Consider the following 15809-nt stretch of genomic DNA (forward strand, 5'->3'; position numbering starts at 1 on the left):
CGGCCTGATCGGCATCCGAGAGGGCATCGAGGCCGGTCACAAGAACCAGATGCTCATGGCGCCGACCGGCGCCGGTAAAACCTACCTGGGCCTGCGGATCGCGCAGAAGGCGCTGAAGCAGGGCAAGCGCGCCACCTTTCTGTGCGACCGCATCACACTCATTGACCAGACCTGCAAGCGGGCCTTCGAGTACGGTCTGGGCGATCACGGTGTGATTCAGGGCGACCACTTCCGGCAGGACTGGAGCAAGCGCTTCCAGATCGCCAGCGTGCAGACCATCGAATCGCGCGGATGGCCCGATACCGATGTGCTGATCGTGGACGAAGCCCACACGCAGCGGGACACCTGGGTGGACTACGCGATGAAGAGCGCCGCGCGCGTCATCGGTCTGAGCGCCACGCCGTTCTCGAAGGGGCTCGGGAAGGTCTTCACCAACCTGGTGAGCCCAACCACCATGCACGCGCTCACGGAATCCGGCGTGCTGGTGCCCATGCGCGTGCTCTCGTGTCGCCGCCCGGACATGGCCGGCGCCAAGACGAACAGCTTCGGCGAGTGGCAGCCGGCCGAAGCCTCGGAGCGCGGCATGGAGATCATCGGCGACGTGGTGGCCGAATGGCTGCGCCATGCCGAGAACCGCAAGACCATCGTGTTCGGCGCCACCATCGCACACTGCGAAGAACTGTGCCGCCAGTTCAACGAAGCGGGCATCTTCTCCGCCACCTTCACAAAGGACACCGACAAGCGCGAGCGCGACCAGCTGATCGCCGAGTTTGAAAAGCCAGATTCGTCCATCCGCGTTCTGATCTCGGTGGAGGCGCTGGCCAAGGGCTTTGACGTGCAGGACGTAGGCTGCGTCGTGGACTGCCGACCCCTGCGAAAGTCGCTGTCCACCGCGATCCAGATGTGGGGCCGCGGCCTGCGCTCGTCGCCGGCGACGGGGAAGGAAGACTGCTTGCTGCTCGATCACAGCGGCAACATCACGCGGTTCGCCGAGGACTACACGCGCATTTTCTTCAACGGCCTGGACTCGCTCGATATGGGCGAGGCGCTCGACAAGCAGATCCGGCCGGACGGCCAGGAGGAACGCGAGCGCACCGGGTGCCCGAAGTGCCAGTACAAGCCGTTCCGCCAGCGCTGCATGTCCTGCGGCTTCGAGATCGCGGCGCAGTCGCTCGTCGCCCACGAGGCCGGCGAGATGCAGGAAATCTTTCTGGGGAAAGTGCCGTTCGCTGGCACCAGGCAAGACCTTTGGAATCAGCTGTGCACCTTCGCGAAGCGCACCGACTGGGTGAAGTCGAAAGACGGCTACCCGTTCATGCAGTTCAAGGAGATCACGGGCACCCCGCCGCCTTCGTCCTGGCGCGCTGATGCTGCACCCGTGGTGGCCGTGTCCGATGCGCTCACCAAGCGGCTCAAGGGCAAGCGGCAGAGCCATCACATTGCGGCTGCGGCGATGCGCCGGAAGGAAGCTGCGATCGTATGAGCTTCCTAGACTTCGCTCGTGCGCATGGCGTCGAGATCAAGCCCGACAAGTTCTTTCCCTCGGACAAGATCCGCCGTTGCGGCACTACCGAAAAGCCACGCAGCACGAACGGTGCCTATCTGTGGGACGGGCAGCGCGGCTGGGTGTACCGGTGGGACGCTGAAGGCCGTGTGCATTGGTACAACGACCCGAACGCCAAGGCCTGGACCGAAGAGGAAAAGCGCGCCTGGCGTGCGAAGCGGCAGGCCGCGCGTGAGGCCACCGAGCACGGCTACCGCGTGGCGGCGCAGAAGGCTGCAGAGCTGCTGCGCACCACGGTGCCCGGCACGCACGACTATCTGATCCGCAAGGGGCTCGCCATGGCGCAGGGCCTGGTGCTGCCCGATGGTGGCTTGCTCGTGCCCATGCGCGACATCGTGACCAACGAGCTGCGCGGCGTGCAGATCATCCGCTGGACCGACACCGAAGAAGAGCCCGGGGTGAACCGCTGGCGCAAGAAGATGACCTACGGCATGCAGGCCCGCGGCGCCGTGCTGCGCCTTGGCGCGAAAACGGCCGTGGAGACGGTCTTCTGCGAAGGCTACGCAACCGGCCTGTCCATCGAGTTGGCCGTGCGCTCGATGCGCCTGAACGCCGCAGTGATGGTGTGCTTCAGCGATCACAACCTCGTGTCCGCCGCTGCCTCTGTCACCCGCGGCAAGCGCTACGTGTTCGCCGACAACGACAAGAGCGGGGCAGGGGAGCGCGCAGCCGTGGAAACCGGCCTGCCGTACTGCATGAGCCCGGTACTCGGCGAGGACGCCAACGACATGCACAAGCGCGCGGGGCTGATGCCCGTCTGCGCGTTGCTGATGAAGGTTCGACAGCAGGAGGCGGTGATGCCGTAGGACGCGCGCCATCAAGCACCTTGCCGGTCGGAGCACCAAGTAACGGCAGCAGCAAGGGAAGAGCGGGGAACTGTGAGGAAGTTCTGAAACACCCCGGCAGGCGGCGAAGGCAGCACCTGTGAACGTCAAGGCTACCGGGTCATGTAACGCGACGGGTCACGTCAGTTCATGTGAAGGCCCCCTCTAAGGAGGCTGGGTCTGTCCGCTCGGGGTCAGGTGGTGTTTCTAGGCAGGGTATTAGTTAACAGGAGAGCCAAATGAGCATGAAGGAATTCGATCAGTACCTGAAGGCGTCGGACTTCTTCGCCGACACCATGAACGCGCACCGGGCGGCCACCGCCGAGGTGATCGCCGCCTTCGCCGTGCTGCTCAAGCGCCGGGGCCAGGCGACGGACGTCGAGCTGAACGAGATGTTCCGCAGCCTCGAGGAGGGCACCGGTCGGCCGTCGGTTGACGGTAGCCGGCGCATTCTTGTTGCCCGGATCGGCGACAGCCTGAAGGCCCGCCTGTGACTGCGGTAGCGCGCTGCGTGATCACCGCGCGATCTGCAAAAGCAGAGGTCGACGCGGAGGAGAGCCTTGAACTGTCGTGGATGGGCGTCACCGACCTCCAGAAACACGCCCGCTTGGGCGGCCGGCATGGCCGCACCTGGTGGGATACCACTGGGCGCGTCCGGATGAACCATTTCACAGCCACGGAGGTGGCCCGCATCCGGGCCTCGTTCGACGAAGGCGTCGATCTGCGCCGCCGCAACGTCCGCTGCTACTGCGACAGCTGCATCAACCCTCCGCGAATCGTCGAGAACGAGCGCAAGCGACTGGCGTACGCGAGCCGACGCCGCGCTGAACTGACCGCCGAGGGGTACAGGCCCGCCGAAGTGGACAAGCGAGTCCTGGAAGAAATCGATAGGGGGATGGCACTTTGAGCACCGACACCGCAACCATTGATGAGCGCCTCGCGCGTGCGTCGAACACGTCGGACCTGACCGTCACGCCCGACCGCCAGGGCGACGGCTTCATGCTGATCGCCGCCGCGAAGACGCCGCGCGTGGTCGGCCGCCACCTGATCGCTCTCCATGGCGAATGGGATGGATGCGCCAAGCCGCGCAGGATGATGGAGCACGACATCACCGCGCTGCGCAAGACGCTGCCCGCGGGTGTTCCGCCTCTCGTGCTCGCGCCGAAGCACCTGGACGCATGGGCGGAGAACGAACTGAAGCGCCGGCAGCGACAAGCGGAGGGCATCGCGAACGGCTGGTATGAGCAGGAGCGCATGACCTCTGTCGCGCGGCTGAAGAGCCTCGAGCGGGTCAAGGTCGGATTGCTCGACGTGCTCGGCGCCAAGGTCGAGAACCCAGGGCCCAAGGTGCTCGGCGTGCTGGCCTGGTGGCTGGACACCATCTGCCCGAAGTGCGGAGGGACCGGACAGCTGGCAGTGGCCGGCAACGGTCGTCAGGCGAGCAGGCCATGTCCGTCGCGTCACCGCGGCGGCTGCGACGCCACCGGCCAGCGCCCGCTGCCGCATGGTCACGACGGCCGGATCATCGAGCGAGCGATCCTCGAGTGCATCGGCCGCGCGCGTCAGCACATCGGCGCATACCGAAGGGCATTGCACGAAAACATGCGATAGCTTATGCTCTGCGCCCAGGACGCAGGCTAGAACGCCCCGTTCGCTACAACGGTTCATCGACCGCACACAACGCTCCGGGGTTCACGTCCCGATCAGCTGCCTTCGATGGGCAACCGTCTCCCGAGATTCCAAGCCGCCCACTGAGGCGGCTTTTTCGTTTCCGACGTCACCTGATGAGGTTTCGTTAACCGAAACGGCCGGAAGGGCAGTGCATACAGCGGCCCGGCTGTAGTGGCGAATGCGGTTCTGACTACAGGCTTTGATGTCAGCACCATTCCTAGTCGCCTGTTGTGAAGTAGCTCAGTTGGTAGAGCTCCTGGTTGTTACCCAGGCGGTCGTTGGTTCGAAGCCAGCCTTCACAGCCAAATTTCTGCGGAGTAGCTCAGACAGTAGAGCATCGGGCTCATAACCCGACCGTCGAGGATGCGATCGCCTCCTCCGCAACCACTTTCGGCGACAGCCGGCTGGAAGATGTCGAAGCGCCTGCTTAACCGCCAGCGCCGGGCCAGGTCTGGCCCTCAGGACCAAGCTCCAGCCGCCGCCCGTTTACAGCCGGACGCGACCCATGTATCAAGGGCGCGCGAGGCTCAGGGATTCCGAATTCAATTCGCCTTCCAGTAGCTTAATTGGCAGAGCACCGGTCTCCAAAACCGAAGGTTGGTGGTTCGACTCCATCCTGGTTGGCCAGAATTTCAGTGAATGCGCAGGCTGATGCGCTTAGTGATACCGCGTAAGGCGGGAAAAGGTAGTTGGGCACACCGAGCCGTGGTACACGCCGGCGCTGAGGCTGAAACGCTGGCACCCAACCCAAGCCGGGGATAAGCGCCGGCCACTGAAACCACTTGTCTCCCGGTAGCAAAGCAGTTGCCGCCGTTGCCCGCCTCGTGCGGGCTTTCTTACATGAGGTGTCGCATGACCGCTACCTCCTTCATCGCCGGCATGAACGCCCTGCAGAAGGAGCTAGACGGCTTGCCCACTGAGGTTGTTCGCCTGATCACCGGCCTCCTGGAGTTGGTAGACGTGCAGAACGGGAACATCCAGACCCTGCTCGTGGCAAACAAGAGGCTGCTCGATGTGGTCGACCGGCTCAAGGGATGACATGCCAGGCAGACCAGCCCGACCGTGCACACATGCAGGATGCCAAGCCCTGAGCAGGGATGGAACGGGCCGATGCCCCGCCCACCCACGGCAAGCATGGACACGCAATGCCCCCGCGCCCGAGAGGCTGAGGGGCCGTCGAGGTGTGGAGCGCAGGGCAGGTTGGCTGGCAGCGCACCCCCTGTGTGCCAGCTGTGAGGCGATGAGCCCGGCGCGCACCACTGCAGCCGAACAGGTGGATCACATCCTCTCCCTGGCTGAAGGTGGCAAGGACGACGAGTCGAACCTGCAGTCTCTATGCATCCCCTGTCATGAGGCCAAGACCAAGGCAGAGAGCGCACGAGCGCGGTCCCGAGGCGGCCGAAGCCCAGGGGGTGGGTGAAATCTTAGAGGCCAAACCCATGGACACCGTAGCCCTACCCTTTTTCTTGCATCCGCAAAACCAAAAATCATGGCCCGTCCACGCAAGCCGAGCAACGTTCTGGAGCTGAAAGGCGCTTTCAAGAAAGACCCGGCTCGGGGAGCGGCGCGCGCGAACGAGCCAGAGGCAGCGGGCGAAATCGGTGATCCGCCAGCCCGCTTGTCCGACTTTGAACGTGAGTGCTGGGTGGAACTCGTTTCGTCTGCACATGCCGGCGTCCTGTGCGCAGCTGACCGGCTGTTCGTGGAGTATGGCGCGCGGGTCCTGGCCCAGTTGCGCAACCAGGTCGACATCGATCCGAAGCTCGGTATCCGCTTCGAAACCGTCTGCGCGCGTCTCGGCATGACGCCCTCGGACCGGTCGAAGGTGCAGTTGCTGAAGCCGAAGGAAAATGCCAACCCCTACGAAGAGTTCAAGTCCGCCGGCTGACCACGCCGGGAAGGCGCAGTGGTACGCCGAATCGGTTTTGAACGGGACAGTGCCGGCCGGGCACTGGGTTCGGCAGGCTGCGAAGCGCCACCTGGACGATCTGAAGAAGTCGAAGGCCAAGGCATACCCCTTCAAGTTCGAAGCGGACAAAGGGGCGAAGGTTTGCCGCTTCATTGAGAAGCTGCCGCACACGAAGGGCAAGTGGGCCGCCAAGAAGGAGGTCATCAGGCTTCAGCCGTGGCAGTGTTTCCTTGTAGTCGTCGGTTTCGGATGGCTGCGGAAGAAGAACGGCAAGCGCCGATTCCGCACCTTCTATTGGGAGATCCCGCGGAAGAACGGCAAGTCGCTCCTGGCCGGCGGCATCGGCAACTACATGTTCACGGCCGACGGCGAATTCGGAGCCGAGGTGTACTCGGGAGCGACGACGGAAAAGCAGGCGTGGGAGGTCTTCGGGCCGGCCCGCCTGATGATGAAGCGAAACGAGGGTTTGGCCTCTCACATGGGCGTGGAGGTGATGGCGAAGGGCATGGTGGTCCTCTCCAACGGTAGCAAGTTCGAGCCGGTGATCGGCAACCCTGGCGACGGCGCTTCGCCTTCTTGCGCGATCGTTGACGAGTACCACGAGCACGACACTCCGACGCTCTACGACACGATGGAAACCGGCATGGGCGCGCGCGAGCAGCCTTTGATCCTGGCCATCACCACGGCGGGGGCGAACATCGCCGGCCCGTGCCACGAGAAGCACGATGAGGTTTGCAAGGTGCTCGACGGCATCCAGGAGGACGACGAGCTATTCGGCGTCATCTTCGGCATCGACAAAGAGGACGACTGGGCAGATCCGAAGTCGCTCATCAAGGCGAATCCGAACTACGGCGTGTCGGTCGATGCGGACTTTCTGCTCGCCCAGCAGCGCCGAGCGCTGCAGAACCCTTTGCAGCAGAACAAGTTCAAGACGAAGCACTTGAACGTTTGGACGTCGGTTTTCGCCGGGGTCATGAACATGCAGCAATGGGCACTTTGTGCAGACCCATTGCTGGACGAGGAAGAGTTGAAGGGCTGCGACAGCTGGGTGGCGGTCGACCTCGCATCGAAATCCGACCTTTGCGCGGAGCAGCGGCTGTACCGCAGGGACTCTCACGGGAAGGCGCACTACTACCTGTTCGGCTCCTACTGGCTTCCGGAAGAAGCAGTCGAAGAACCTGGCCCCAATGCTGCGCACTACGCGAAGTGGGTCAAGCAGGGGCTGTTGATCCAGACCGATGGGGCAACGGTCGATTTCGAGCAGATCACAGAGCAAGTGATCGAGGACTGCAAGCGCATCAACCCGCGGGAGGCGATCTTCGATCCCTTCAACGCCGTGCAGATGATGCAGGCGCTGATGGCGAAGAACATCGAAGCAGTCGAGTTCATCCAGACGCCCGCGAACTTCGCGGTGCCGCTCGATGAATTGCTGACCGCGGTCAAGGACGGAAGGTTTCACCATGACGGCAACGCGATGACGACCTGGTGCATGAGCAACATGGTTGCGCGGCCGGCGAAGAAGGGGCTTGTGTCCCCGATCAAACAGAAGCCGCACCAGAAGATTGACGGAGCGGTCGCAGCAATCATGGCTATGGCGCGTGCATGCGCCGAAGAGCCGACACAGGAACCTTCAATTCGATGGCTATGAACCTACTCGCACCGCTGACGCGCGCGATGGCGGCAATTCGCGTCCGCCTCGCCGATCCGCAGCGGGCCGGGAAGAGCAGCTTTTTTGGCAGGACTGCCGCTGGCGTTCCTGTCACTCATGAGCTCGCGGAGCAAGTCGCCGCCGTGTGGGCTTGCATGGACGTGATCGCGTCCGCGCTTTCCTCGAGCGACTGGAACGTGTACGCGGGAACGCGGGGCGAGAACAAGAAGCGGGCCCTCCCGGACGACTCGCTGCAGTTCATCATGAACACGCGGTTCAATCCGGAGATGACAGCGCAGGCGGGGAAGCGAGCCGTAGCGCTGGGCGCCGTGGGCTTCGGCACTGGCTATGCGGAGATCGAAACCGACCTGGCCGGCCGGATCATCCGGCTCTGGCCGATCGCCCCCAACCGCGTCGAGCCGCGGCGCGACATGGAAACCGGGCGCTTGTTCTATCGGGTCATGCAGGAGTGGGGCGGCGGCTGGGTGGACATGGAGCCCGACGAGCTCTTCATCATGCGTGGCGCTGGCCTTCTTGGTTTTGCAGGCGACGACACGATCGGGCGAGCGATCCAGACGATTGCCACCGCGATCGCACTCGATCAGTACGCCGCGGGGTTCTTCGGAAACGGCGCTCAGCTGGGGACCGTCTTCACCTACAAGGGAAAGTTGGACGACGCACACTTCGCGCGCGTTAAGGAGCAACTCGACCAGCGCCACACGGGAGTGAAGAACGCCTTCCGTTCGGGATTCTTCGAAGGCGCCGGCGAGTGGGACGTCAAAACCATGGGCGTCGACGCAGAAAAAGCGCAGCTCATCGAGGCGAAACACCTCTCTGTCGAGGAAATCTGCCGCTGGTTTCGTGTCCCGCCGCACAAGATCGCGCACCTGTTGCGCGCCACGAACAACAACATCGAGCACCAGGGCCTGGAGTTCTCGCGCGACACGCTGCGCCCATGGGTCAAGGAAATCGAGCAGGAAGCCGACTACAAGCTCATCCCGTACCGCGGGCCGAGGAAGTTCGTAGAGATTGATGTCGATTGGGCGGAGCAGGGCGACTACAAGAGCCGGGCGGAAGCCTATGCAGTGCTCGCCGGCACAGGTGCCTTCAGCCCGAACATGATCCTCCGCAAGTTGGGCGAGAACACTCTGGGCGCGGAGGGAGACATCCATTTCGTGAACGGCGCGGCTATCCCGCTTGATCGGATCGGAGACGCATACGACCAGGCGCAGGCCACAACGCCGCCGAACCCTGCGCCGCCGGCCACCGACGACACGGCGCAGGCATGGCTCGCATCGGTCTACGCGCGGATTCAGCGGCGCTTCGACAACCGCTCGCGTGCGGACAGCGTTGCCGGTGCGCTCAGCGATGCAAAGACCTATGGCCCCGAGCAGGTAGGCGAACTTGCCGCCGTCCTTGGTGGTCGACTCCAGGCCGCCCAAGAGATGGCCCTGCGAATGGTGAATAGCCCGCTTCTGCCTGAAGACGCGGCGGCCCTGGTATTCGAAAAGGAAACCGCATGACCCAATTTTTCGCGAAGACTGCCGGCAAGCGCGGCGAGATCTACGTCTACGACGCGATCGGCCGGAGCTTCTTCGACGACGGCGTGAGCGCTAAGTCGTTTGCCGAGTCGCTGAAGGCGCTTGGCAATGTCTCCGCGCTGGACTTGTACATCAACAGCCCCGGTGGCTCGGTGTTCGAAGGCTTGGCCATCTACAACCAGATCAAGCGATTCGCCGGCGAGAAAATCGTCCACATCGACGGTATCGCGGCCAGCATCTCTTCGGTGATCGCCATGGCCGGCGACGAGGTGCGCATCGCCGCGAACGGCACGATCATGATCCACGACCCCTGGGGGATGACCATGGGAACGGCAGAGGAAATGCGCAAGACGGCCGACTCGTTGGACAAGACGCGCGACGTCTTGCTCGAGAACTACGTCGCCCGCACCGGCGGCAAGCGCGAGCAGATCAGCGCATGGATGGCGGCGGAAACATGGATGAACGCCGACGAAGCCGTCGAACGTGGTTTCGCGACGAGCAAGGTCGAGGAGAAGCAGTTCAACGCTGCCTTCCCCATGCTCGACAAATTCAACAAGGTGCCGGCAGGCCTGCGCAAGCAAGCCACCAGCGTCGATGCCCGGATGGCGCAGATGTCCATGCGCCTCCAAAAACTGAATCTCGGGGCCAGCCCCAAGACCGCGTAGGGCCAGCCCTCCGCATCACAGCAGCAAGCCGCCTCAGGGCGGCTTTTTCCTTTCTGAAACAGGAGTTTCCATGAAGACTTTCAAGCTGGCCCTCACCGCTGCGGCGGTAGCCATGTCCCTCGGCTTTGCCGAATCCGCCGTCGTCCGCAATGACGCCGCCTCGCTCGAGCAGATGCAAAACCGTCTGATCGAGCTCAACGCCGAAGCCAACAACATCAAGGCCCGAGCCGCCGCCGAGCAACGCGACATGACCGACGACGAGCGCAAGGATCTCGACCAGATCTTCGCGTCGTTCGAAGAACTGTCCGCCGACATCGAGCGCCTGGAACGCCTGGACACCATGAACGCCTCGATCGCCGCCCCTGCTGGCCGGCGCACCGAAGCCGATGGCGCCCCGGACACCCAGGCAGCCGCGAACCCGAACCAGACCCGCGCGCAGATCGAGAGCCAGCGCCAGCGTGCATCGGTCCCTGCGCAGCCGCGCGACAACCGTGAAACCGGCAAGTGGGGCTTCCGCTCGCAAGGCGAGTACTTCTCGGCCGTGGTGAAGGCTTCGCAACGCGGCGCCGCTCCCGATCCCCGCCTGATCGCCAACGCACCGACCAGCTACGGCTCGGAAGGTGTCGGCGCTGACGGTGGCTTCGCAGTGCCCCCGGACTTCCGCACGGCCATCGTTCAGAAGGTCATGGCGGAAGACTCGCTGCTCGGCCGCACCGACCAGATGACGACCAGCTCGAACAGCATCACGGTCCCGACCGACGAAACCACGCCGTGGCAGGCAACCGGCGGCATTCAGGCCTACTGGGAGTCGGAAGGCGGCCAGAAGCAGCAGTCGAAGCCGCAGCTGACCGAGAAGACCGTCAAGGCGAACAAGATCATCGCCCTCGTGCCGATGACCGACGAGCTTCTGCAGGACGCGCCTTCGATGGCCGCCTACGTGGCGAGCAAGGCGCCGGTCAAGATCGACTTCAAGGTCAACCAGGCGCTGATCAGCGGTACAGGCGTGGGCCAGCCGCTGGGCTTCCTGAACTCGGGCGCACTGGTGACGGTGGCTGCACAGTCGGCGCAGACCGCTGACACGGTGGTCTACGACAACATCGTGAACATGTACACCCGCATGCCGGCCTCGGCCAAGCGCACCGCGGTGTGGCTCGTCAACGAAGACGTCGAAGCGCAACTGATGAAGATGCAGTTCCCCGGCACCGGCACGGCCGTCCCCGTGTACCTGCCGCCCGGCGGTCTTTCGGCCGCGCCCTACGGCACGCTGCTCGGTCGCCCGGTGATCACGTCGGAAGCGGCCCCGGCCCTCGGCGATGTCGGCGACATCTCGTTCGTGGACTTCTCGCAGTACATGAGCGTGGTGAAGGCCGGCGGCGTCAAGCAGGACGTTTCCATTCACCTTTTCTTCGACTACGACATCACGGCCTTCCGGTTCGTGCTGCGCGTCGGTGGCCAGCCGTGGTGGAACACCCCGATCACCCGCGCCAACGGCTCCAGCCGCTCGCCGTTCGTGACGCTCGCCGCACGCTGATCCAGTCGGCCCTTCGGGGCCTTCCTCCATCACCTTTCAAGGAACCATCATGAACAAGACCCCTACCGAAGTCGCCGCGATCGTCGGCAACATCGATCCGGACGCCTACGCGGCTTCCACCGTGGCCACGAACGAGTACATCCCTCTGAAGTTCTTTCGCCGTTTCATGGCGATCGTTCAAGCGGGCGACATCGTCGCGACCGGCACCATCGACGCAAAGCTGATCTCGTACACGAACGGCAGCGGCAGCGGCGCGGCCGACATCACCGGCGCTGCCATCACTCAGCTGACCGCGGCCGGCACGGACAGCAACAAGCAGGTCATCATCAACCTGAACACCGACATGTTGGCCGGCAGCACGGCAACTCACTTCAAGCTGTCCGTGACCATGGGCGTTGCAGGCGCCGACCTGAGTGCGGTCGTGCTCGGCTTCGATCCGCTCTACAGCCCGGCATCGGACAACGACGTTGCCACGGTCGACGAGATCGTCAGCGTCTGATGAAAACGGGAGCCCTTCGGGGCTCCTGAACATCCCATGAAGACCATCAAATTTACCGAAGAGCGCGAGTTCGACTATGGCGACGGCCCCGTCCTTCACAAGATCGGCGACGTCGTTTCACTGCGCGACGACAAGGCCCAGCGATGGATCACCCGCGGTGTCGCGTACCAGCTGACGGACAAAGAGATCAAGGCGGAAGGCAAACGCAATGACAACGCCATGGAAAGTTCCGCCGATGTGGCAGGGGCAGACAGTGGCGATTCTGGCGAGCGGTCCGTCGATGTCCCTCAAGGTGACGCTGGCGCTCCTGCACCGGCGCCAGCGCGGAAAACTGCCGGTAGCCGTCGTCAATGACACCTACCGCCTGGCGCCGTGGGCAGAAATGCTCTACGGCGCCGACGCGGACTGGTGGCGGAACAACCGAGATGCCCGGCAGTTAGCCGGCATCAAGGTCTGCTCCGACGATTCGCTCCTGTGGCCCGAGGTGATGACACTGCGGCACACGGGAAAAGTCGGGTTCGATCCGGACCCGCACTGTATTCGCTCCGGCGGAAATTCGGGCTACCAGGCGGTCCATGTGGCAGCCCAAGCCGGTGCCGCGCGAATTCTGCTCTGCGGCTTCGACATGGGCGGCGCGCACTGGCATGACGCCCCGGCGCCGGCCGCGCACCTGTTCGCCACATGGATAGAGCGGTTTCAGACGCTGGCTGACGCGCTGCGCGGCCAGGTCGAAATTCTGAATTGCACCCCAGGGAGCGCGATGAAGTGCTTCCCCATCGTTGAACTGGAATCCGTCAAATGAACATCGTCGTCGTCACGCCGCCGCCCGTCGAGCCTGTGACGATCGAAGAGGCGTTCGTGCATCTCCGCCTGGATGATCCGACGGAAGCCAACCCCGACACCGCAGCCGTCCAGGCGCAGATCGTCAGCGCTCGCGAGCAGTGCGAGCAAATCACCCGCCGAGCCTTTGTGCAGCAGACCTTGCGCCTGACGCGCGGCCCGGATCGCCGGAACGGCGAGCGCCGCGGGTGGGACTGGTTCATCGGCGGTGGGTGTGTGGCTTGGGGCGACATCGAGTTGCTCCGCCCCCCGTTTATCGAAATGGTGTCGCTGAAGTATTTCGACGACGCCAACACACAACAGACCGTGGACCCGGATGACTATTTCGTCACCTCCGACCTGGTTCCGAAGCTCCGATTCGTCGGCGGCTTCAGCACGCCTTCCATCTACCTGCGCGACGACGCCGTGCAGATCGAGTACACCGCCGGCTACGCGCCGGTGCCGGCAGACCCGGACGCCGAGCCGCCGACGGCGATCGACTACCGCGCCAACGTGCCCAGCAGCATCAAGCAGGCGATTCTCCTGGCCGTGCAGCTGCAGTACGACGAGCTCACGCCGGAGAAGCGCAAGGCGCTGGAGAACGCGCGCGACTCGCTCCTGTCCAGCTACCGCGTTCACACGTTCTAGCCATGAGCATCCGCAGCAACGTCGATGCCCGGGAGTTCGACCAGCGGGTCGCATTCGAGCGTCGCGTGAGCACGCCGAGCGGCACTGGCGGCGAAACAGTGGCCTGGACCCGGTTGGGCCCGTCGATCACTGCCACGTATTGGGCCAAGGTGGACGGCGCCAAGGCAAGCGGCGAACCCTACATCGCCGACGGCATCCGGTCGCCAGCCGACTACACCTTCTGGATTCGTTCCGATGTCTTCACCCGGCTCGGCCTGGTGCTGACCGACCGGATTGTCTGGAAAGGCGCGAACTACGACATCAGCGACATGCCGGACCAGCAGCTGCGCGGCCGGAAGATTTCGCTGATCGCGCGAAGGGGCCTCAACAATGGCTAGTTCTGTCACCGTCAAGGTCGAAGGCCTGCGCGAGCTCGGCACCCGCATGAAAGGCCTCTCCGAAGCCATGAACAACCGCATCGCGCGCGCGGCGACCGCGGCCGGCGCGGTGGTGATCCGAGATTCGGCGAAACGCAAGGTTGCCGTCGATACCGGGAACCTCAAGAAAAACATCATCGTCAAGCGCCTGCCGAAGGGCGAATCGCCGCTGACCAGCGAGCACATCGTGACGGTGCGCCAAGGCAAGCTGACCAAGAAGCAGAAGGCAGCAGGCCTGGGCGATGCGTTCTATGGCCGGTTCGTCGAATACGGCACGGCCAAGATGCCCGCGCGTCCCTTCATGCGGCCTGCGTTCGACGAGAGCAAGGAAAAGGCCGTGCAGGCGATCAAGGACCGGATCAGCAAGCGGCTGGCAAAGGCGGGCGTATGAGTCTCGAGCAGAAGGTCTACGACGCGCTGAAGGGGCTCGTCTCCAACCGCGTCTATGCCAGCACGTTCCCCCAGCTGCCGGCGGTTCCGATCACGCCGGCCATCCTCTTCACGTTCATCAGCGACGAGACGATCGACGACATCTGCGGCGATGACACCGCACAGACCGCGAATACGCGGGTTCAGGTGGACATCTATTCGACCGACTTCGACTCCACGCGCTCTCTGCGGATTCAGGCCCTGACGGCCATGGCCGCGGTGACGCCCCCAACCCGCTGCGTGGGCGGCTTCAGCACCTACGAGCCCGATTTGAAGCTGCACCGCGTCAGCCTCGACTTCATCCACTACCCGAGCAGCGCGTAGCCGCTCACCCAAGTTCCCCAGCCGAAGGCCGCCACTGTGCGGCCTTTTTCTATGTCAGTCGCAGTAAGAAAGTAGGTCAATCATGGCAGCAGGCAAACGTCTCAAATTCCAAGGCTCCACGCTGCAAGTCAGCACGGGCGTCTCGGCGGCAAAAACCATCACCGACATCAGCGAAGCCGATCCCGCGCTGGTCACCTCGACCGCGCACGGCCAGGTCCTGGGCGCCGTCGGCCGCATCGCCGCGGTTGTCGGCATGACGGAAGTCAACGGCAAGTTGTACGTCGTCGACAACCCCGACACCAACGATTTCGAACTGGCTGGCGTCGATGCCACCGGGTACACCCCCTACACCAGCGGCGGCACCTTCACGCCGCTGACGATGAGCGCGTTCTGCGAGCTCACCGGTGTGGATCAGCAAGACGGCACGACCGACGAAATCGACGTCACCACCATCTGCTCGACCGCGAAGGAATTCGAAACCGGCCTGTCGGACAGCGGCACCCTCACGCTGAACTACAACTTCGCCCCGAACGAGTCGGTGCAGGCCGCGATTCGCGCTGCCAAGGTGGCCGGCGAGGAAATCGCGGTGCGCATCACCTTCCCGAACAGCGGCGGCACCATCGTCATGATCGGTTCGGTGCAGCAGTCCAGCTTCAGCGGCGCGGTGTCGGGCGTGTGGACCGGCTCGACCACCCTCAAGCTCTCCGGCGAAATCTTCGTCCTGGCAGCCTGATATGCCGATCAACAGCCAATCAGCGCAAGGCCAGCGCATTCACGCCTTCCTGTGCAAGGAGCTGGGTATCCCCAAGACCGCCAAGGTGGTCAAGGTGGAGTACGGCGTCGGCATGGTGTTCACTGTCGCGGTCGATTTCTACCCCGAGGCAGAGAAGCGGTCCAACGAGATCGAAGTGACTTCGCTCTTGTCCGGCGCGCGCGAGTTCATCGCAGGAGTTGCAGAATGACCCGCGACGAACTGCGAGCCAAGATCCTCGCCACCGCCAGCCCGAAGCCCGTTCCGGTCAACGTTCCCGAATGGGGCGACGTCTACGTCAAGCCGCTGCTCGTCGGCGAGATCGAGTCCATGTCTTCGGACGCGGACCCGAAGCTCCAGACCGCGCGCGGCGTGGCGAAGATGCTCTGCGACGTGAACGGCGAACTCCTGTTCGACCCGACCAGCCCCGAAGACCTCTTCGCGATCAACCGCCTGCGCGCGTCCTCGCTCAACCGCATTCATGCGGCCATGGAAGAGGTCAACGCCACCAGCAAGGAAGCGGCGATCGACCTGGGAAACGTCTCACCCCTCGGGACCGCTTCAAGCTAG

The 15809-nt window shown here is 63.8% G+C and carries 22 protein-coding genes and 2 tRNA genes; all 24 read left to right on the forward strand.

The window, feature by feature from the left end; genetic code table 11:
* The first annotated feature begins 25 nt into the window (after positions 1-25).
* The 24 genes from ABID97_RS09635 to ABID97_RS09750 all read left to right on the forward strand — a co-directional run bounded on the left by ABID97_RS09635 (position 26) and on the right by ABID97_RS09750 (position 15809).
* Complete coding sequence (locus tag ABID97_RS09635; RefSeq protein WP_354401718.1) at positions 26-1483, forward strand: DEAD/DEAH box helicase; 1458 nt, start codon at positions 26-28, stop codon at positions 1481-1483.
* Complete coding sequence (locus ABID97_RS09640; RefSeq protein WP_354398285.1) at positions 1480-2370, forward strand: toprim domain-containing protein; 891 nt, start codon at positions 1480-1482, stop codon at positions 2368-2370. Before ABID97_RS09635 ends, ABID97_RS09640 begins: the two co-directional genes overlap by 4 nt.
* Before the next feature lie 257 nt (positions 2371-2627).
* A complete protein-coding gene (locus ABID97_RS09645) occupies positions 2628-2882 on the forward strand; it encodes a hypothetical protein (protein ID WP_354398286.1) in 255 nt (84 codons plus the stop codon).
* Positions 2879-3295, forward strand: coding sequence for a hypothetical protein (locus ABID97_RS09650; protein WP_354398287.1), 417 nt, complete (start codon positions 2879-2881; stop codon positions 3293-3295). The genes ABID97_RS09645 and ABID97_RS09650 overlap by 4 nt, the downstream gene beginning before the upstream one ends.
* On the forward strand, positions 3292-3999 hold the full coding sequence (locus ABID97_RS09655; RefSeq protein ID WP_354398288.1) for a hypothetical protein: 708 nt from the start codon (positions 3292-3294) through the stop codon (positions 3997-3999). The genes ABID97_RS09650 and ABID97_RS09655 overlap by 4 nt, the downstream gene beginning before the upstream one ends.
* A 289-nt stretch (positions 4000-4288) precedes the next feature.
* Positions 4289-4364, forward strand: a tRNA-Asn gene (locus tag ABID97_RS09660).
* A 6-nt stretch (positions 4365-4370) separates the two neighbouring features.
* Positions 4371-4446 (forward strand) — tRNA-Met (locus ABID97_RS09665).
* 465 nt (positions 4447-4911) lie between these two features.
* Complete coding sequence (locus ABID97_RS09670) at positions 4912-5097, forward strand: hypothetical protein (protein ID WP_354398289.1); 186 nt, start codon at positions 4912-4914, stop codon at positions 5095-5097.
* 1 nt (position 5098) lies between these two features.
* Positions 5099-5479: an HNH endonuclease gene (locus ABID97_RS29520; RefSeq protein ID WP_503012810.1), complete on the forward strand. Its 381-nt coding sequence runs from the start codon at positions 5099-5101 to the stop codon at positions 5477-5479.
* A gap of 69 nt (positions 5480-5548) precedes the next feature.
* Positions 5549-5947, forward strand: a complete 399-nt coding sequence (locus ABID97_RS09680; RefSeq protein WP_354398291.1) for a hypothetical protein — start codon at positions 5549-5551, stop codon at positions 5945-5947.
* A complete protein-coding gene (locus tag ABID97_RS09685) occupies positions 5910-7616 on the forward strand; it encodes a terminase large subunit (protein WP_354398292.1) in 1707 nt (568 codons plus the stop codon). The genes ABID97_RS09680 and ABID97_RS09685 overlap by 38 nt, the downstream gene beginning before the upstream one ends.
* Positions 7613-9139: a phage portal protein gene (locus ABID97_RS09690; protein WP_354398293.1), complete on the forward strand. Its 1527-nt coding sequence runs from the start codon at positions 7613-7615 to the stop codon at positions 9137-9139. The genes ABID97_RS09685 and ABID97_RS09690 overlap by 4 nt, the downstream gene beginning before the upstream one ends.
* Positions 9136-9822, forward strand: coding sequence for a head maturation protease, ClpP-related (locus ABID97_RS09695; RefSeq protein ID WP_354398294.1), 687 nt, complete (start codon positions 9136-9138; stop codon positions 9820-9822). Before ABID97_RS09690 ends, ABID97_RS09695 begins: the two co-directional genes overlap by 4 nt.
* A 70-nt stretch (positions 9823-9892) precedes the next feature.
* Positions 9893-11353 carry a phage major capsid protein gene (locus tag ABID97_RS09700; protein ID WP_354398295.1) on the forward strand — a complete coding sequence of 487 codons (1461 nt, stop codon included), beginning with the start codon at positions 9893-9895 and terminating at the stop codon, positions 11351-11353.
* 49 nt (positions 11354-11402) lie between these two features.
* Positions 11403-11852: a hypothetical protein gene (locus ABID97_RS09705; protein ID WP_354398296.1), complete on the forward strand. Its 450-nt coding sequence runs from the start codon at positions 11403-11405 to the stop codon at positions 11850-11852.
* Positions 11853-11888: 36 nt separating this feature from the next.
* Entirely contained in the window at positions 11889-12206 is a 318-nt protein-coding gene (locus tag ABID97_RS09710) for a hypothetical protein (RefSeq protein WP_354398297.1), read from the forward strand.
* The gene (locus tag ABID97_RS09715; RefSeq protein ID WP_354398298.1) at positions 12133-12654 is read left to right on the forward strand and encodes a hypothetical protein; all 522 of its coding nucleotides are present in this window, start codon (positions 12133-12135) and stop codon (positions 12652-12654) included. The genes ABID97_RS09710 and ABID97_RS09715 overlap by 74 nt, the downstream gene beginning before the upstream one ends.
* Positions 12651-13319, forward strand: a complete 669-nt coding sequence (locus ABID97_RS09720; RefSeq protein ID WP_354398299.1) for a head-tail connector protein — start codon at positions 12651-12653, stop codon at positions 13317-13319. The genes ABID97_RS09715 and ABID97_RS09720 overlap by 4 nt, the downstream gene beginning before the upstream one ends.
* A gap of 2 nt (positions 13320-13321) precedes the next feature.
* Positions 13322-13696: a phage head closure protein gene (locus ABID97_RS09725; RefSeq protein ID WP_354398300.1), complete on the forward strand. Its 375-nt coding sequence runs from the start codon at positions 13322-13324 to the stop codon at positions 13694-13696.
* Positions 13689-14126 carry an HK97-gp10 family putative phage morphogenesis protein gene (locus ABID97_RS09730; protein WP_354398301.1) on the forward strand — a complete coding sequence of 146 codons (438 nt, stop codon included), beginning with the start codon at positions 13689-13691 and terminating at the stop codon, positions 14124-14126. Before ABID97_RS09725 ends, ABID97_RS09730 begins: the two co-directional genes overlap by 8 nt.
* On the forward strand, positions 14123-14488 hold the full coding sequence (gene gp17, locus ABID97_RS09735; protein WP_354398302.1) for a tail completion protein gp17: 366 nt from the start codon (positions 14123-14125) through the stop codon (positions 14486-14488). Before ABID97_RS09730 ends, gp17 begins: the two co-directional genes overlap by 4 nt.
* 82 nt (positions 14489-14570) lie before the next feature.
* Complete coding sequence (locus ABID97_RS09740; protein ID WP_354398303.1) at positions 14571-15221, forward strand: phage tail tube protein; 651 nt, start codon at positions 14571-14573, stop codon at positions 15219-15221.
* A 1-nt stretch (position 15222) separates the two neighbouring features.
* Positions 15223-15450 (forward strand): hypothetical protein, encoded by a 228-nt coding sequence (locus ABID97_RS09745; RefSeq protein WP_354398304.1) that lies wholly within the window; start codon positions 15223-15225, stop codon positions 15448-15450.
* Complete coding sequence (locus tag ABID97_RS09750) at positions 15447-15809, forward strand: hypothetical protein (protein WP_012747592.1); 363 nt, start codon at positions 15447-15449, stop codon at positions 15807-15809. The genes ABID97_RS09745 and ABID97_RS09750 overlap by 4 nt, the downstream gene beginning before the upstream one ends.

It is taken from the genome of Variovorax sp. OAS795, assembly GCF_040546685.1.
Classification (GTDB): Bacteria; Pseudomonadota; Gammaproteobacteria; order Burkholderiales; family Burkholderiaceae_C; genus Variovorax.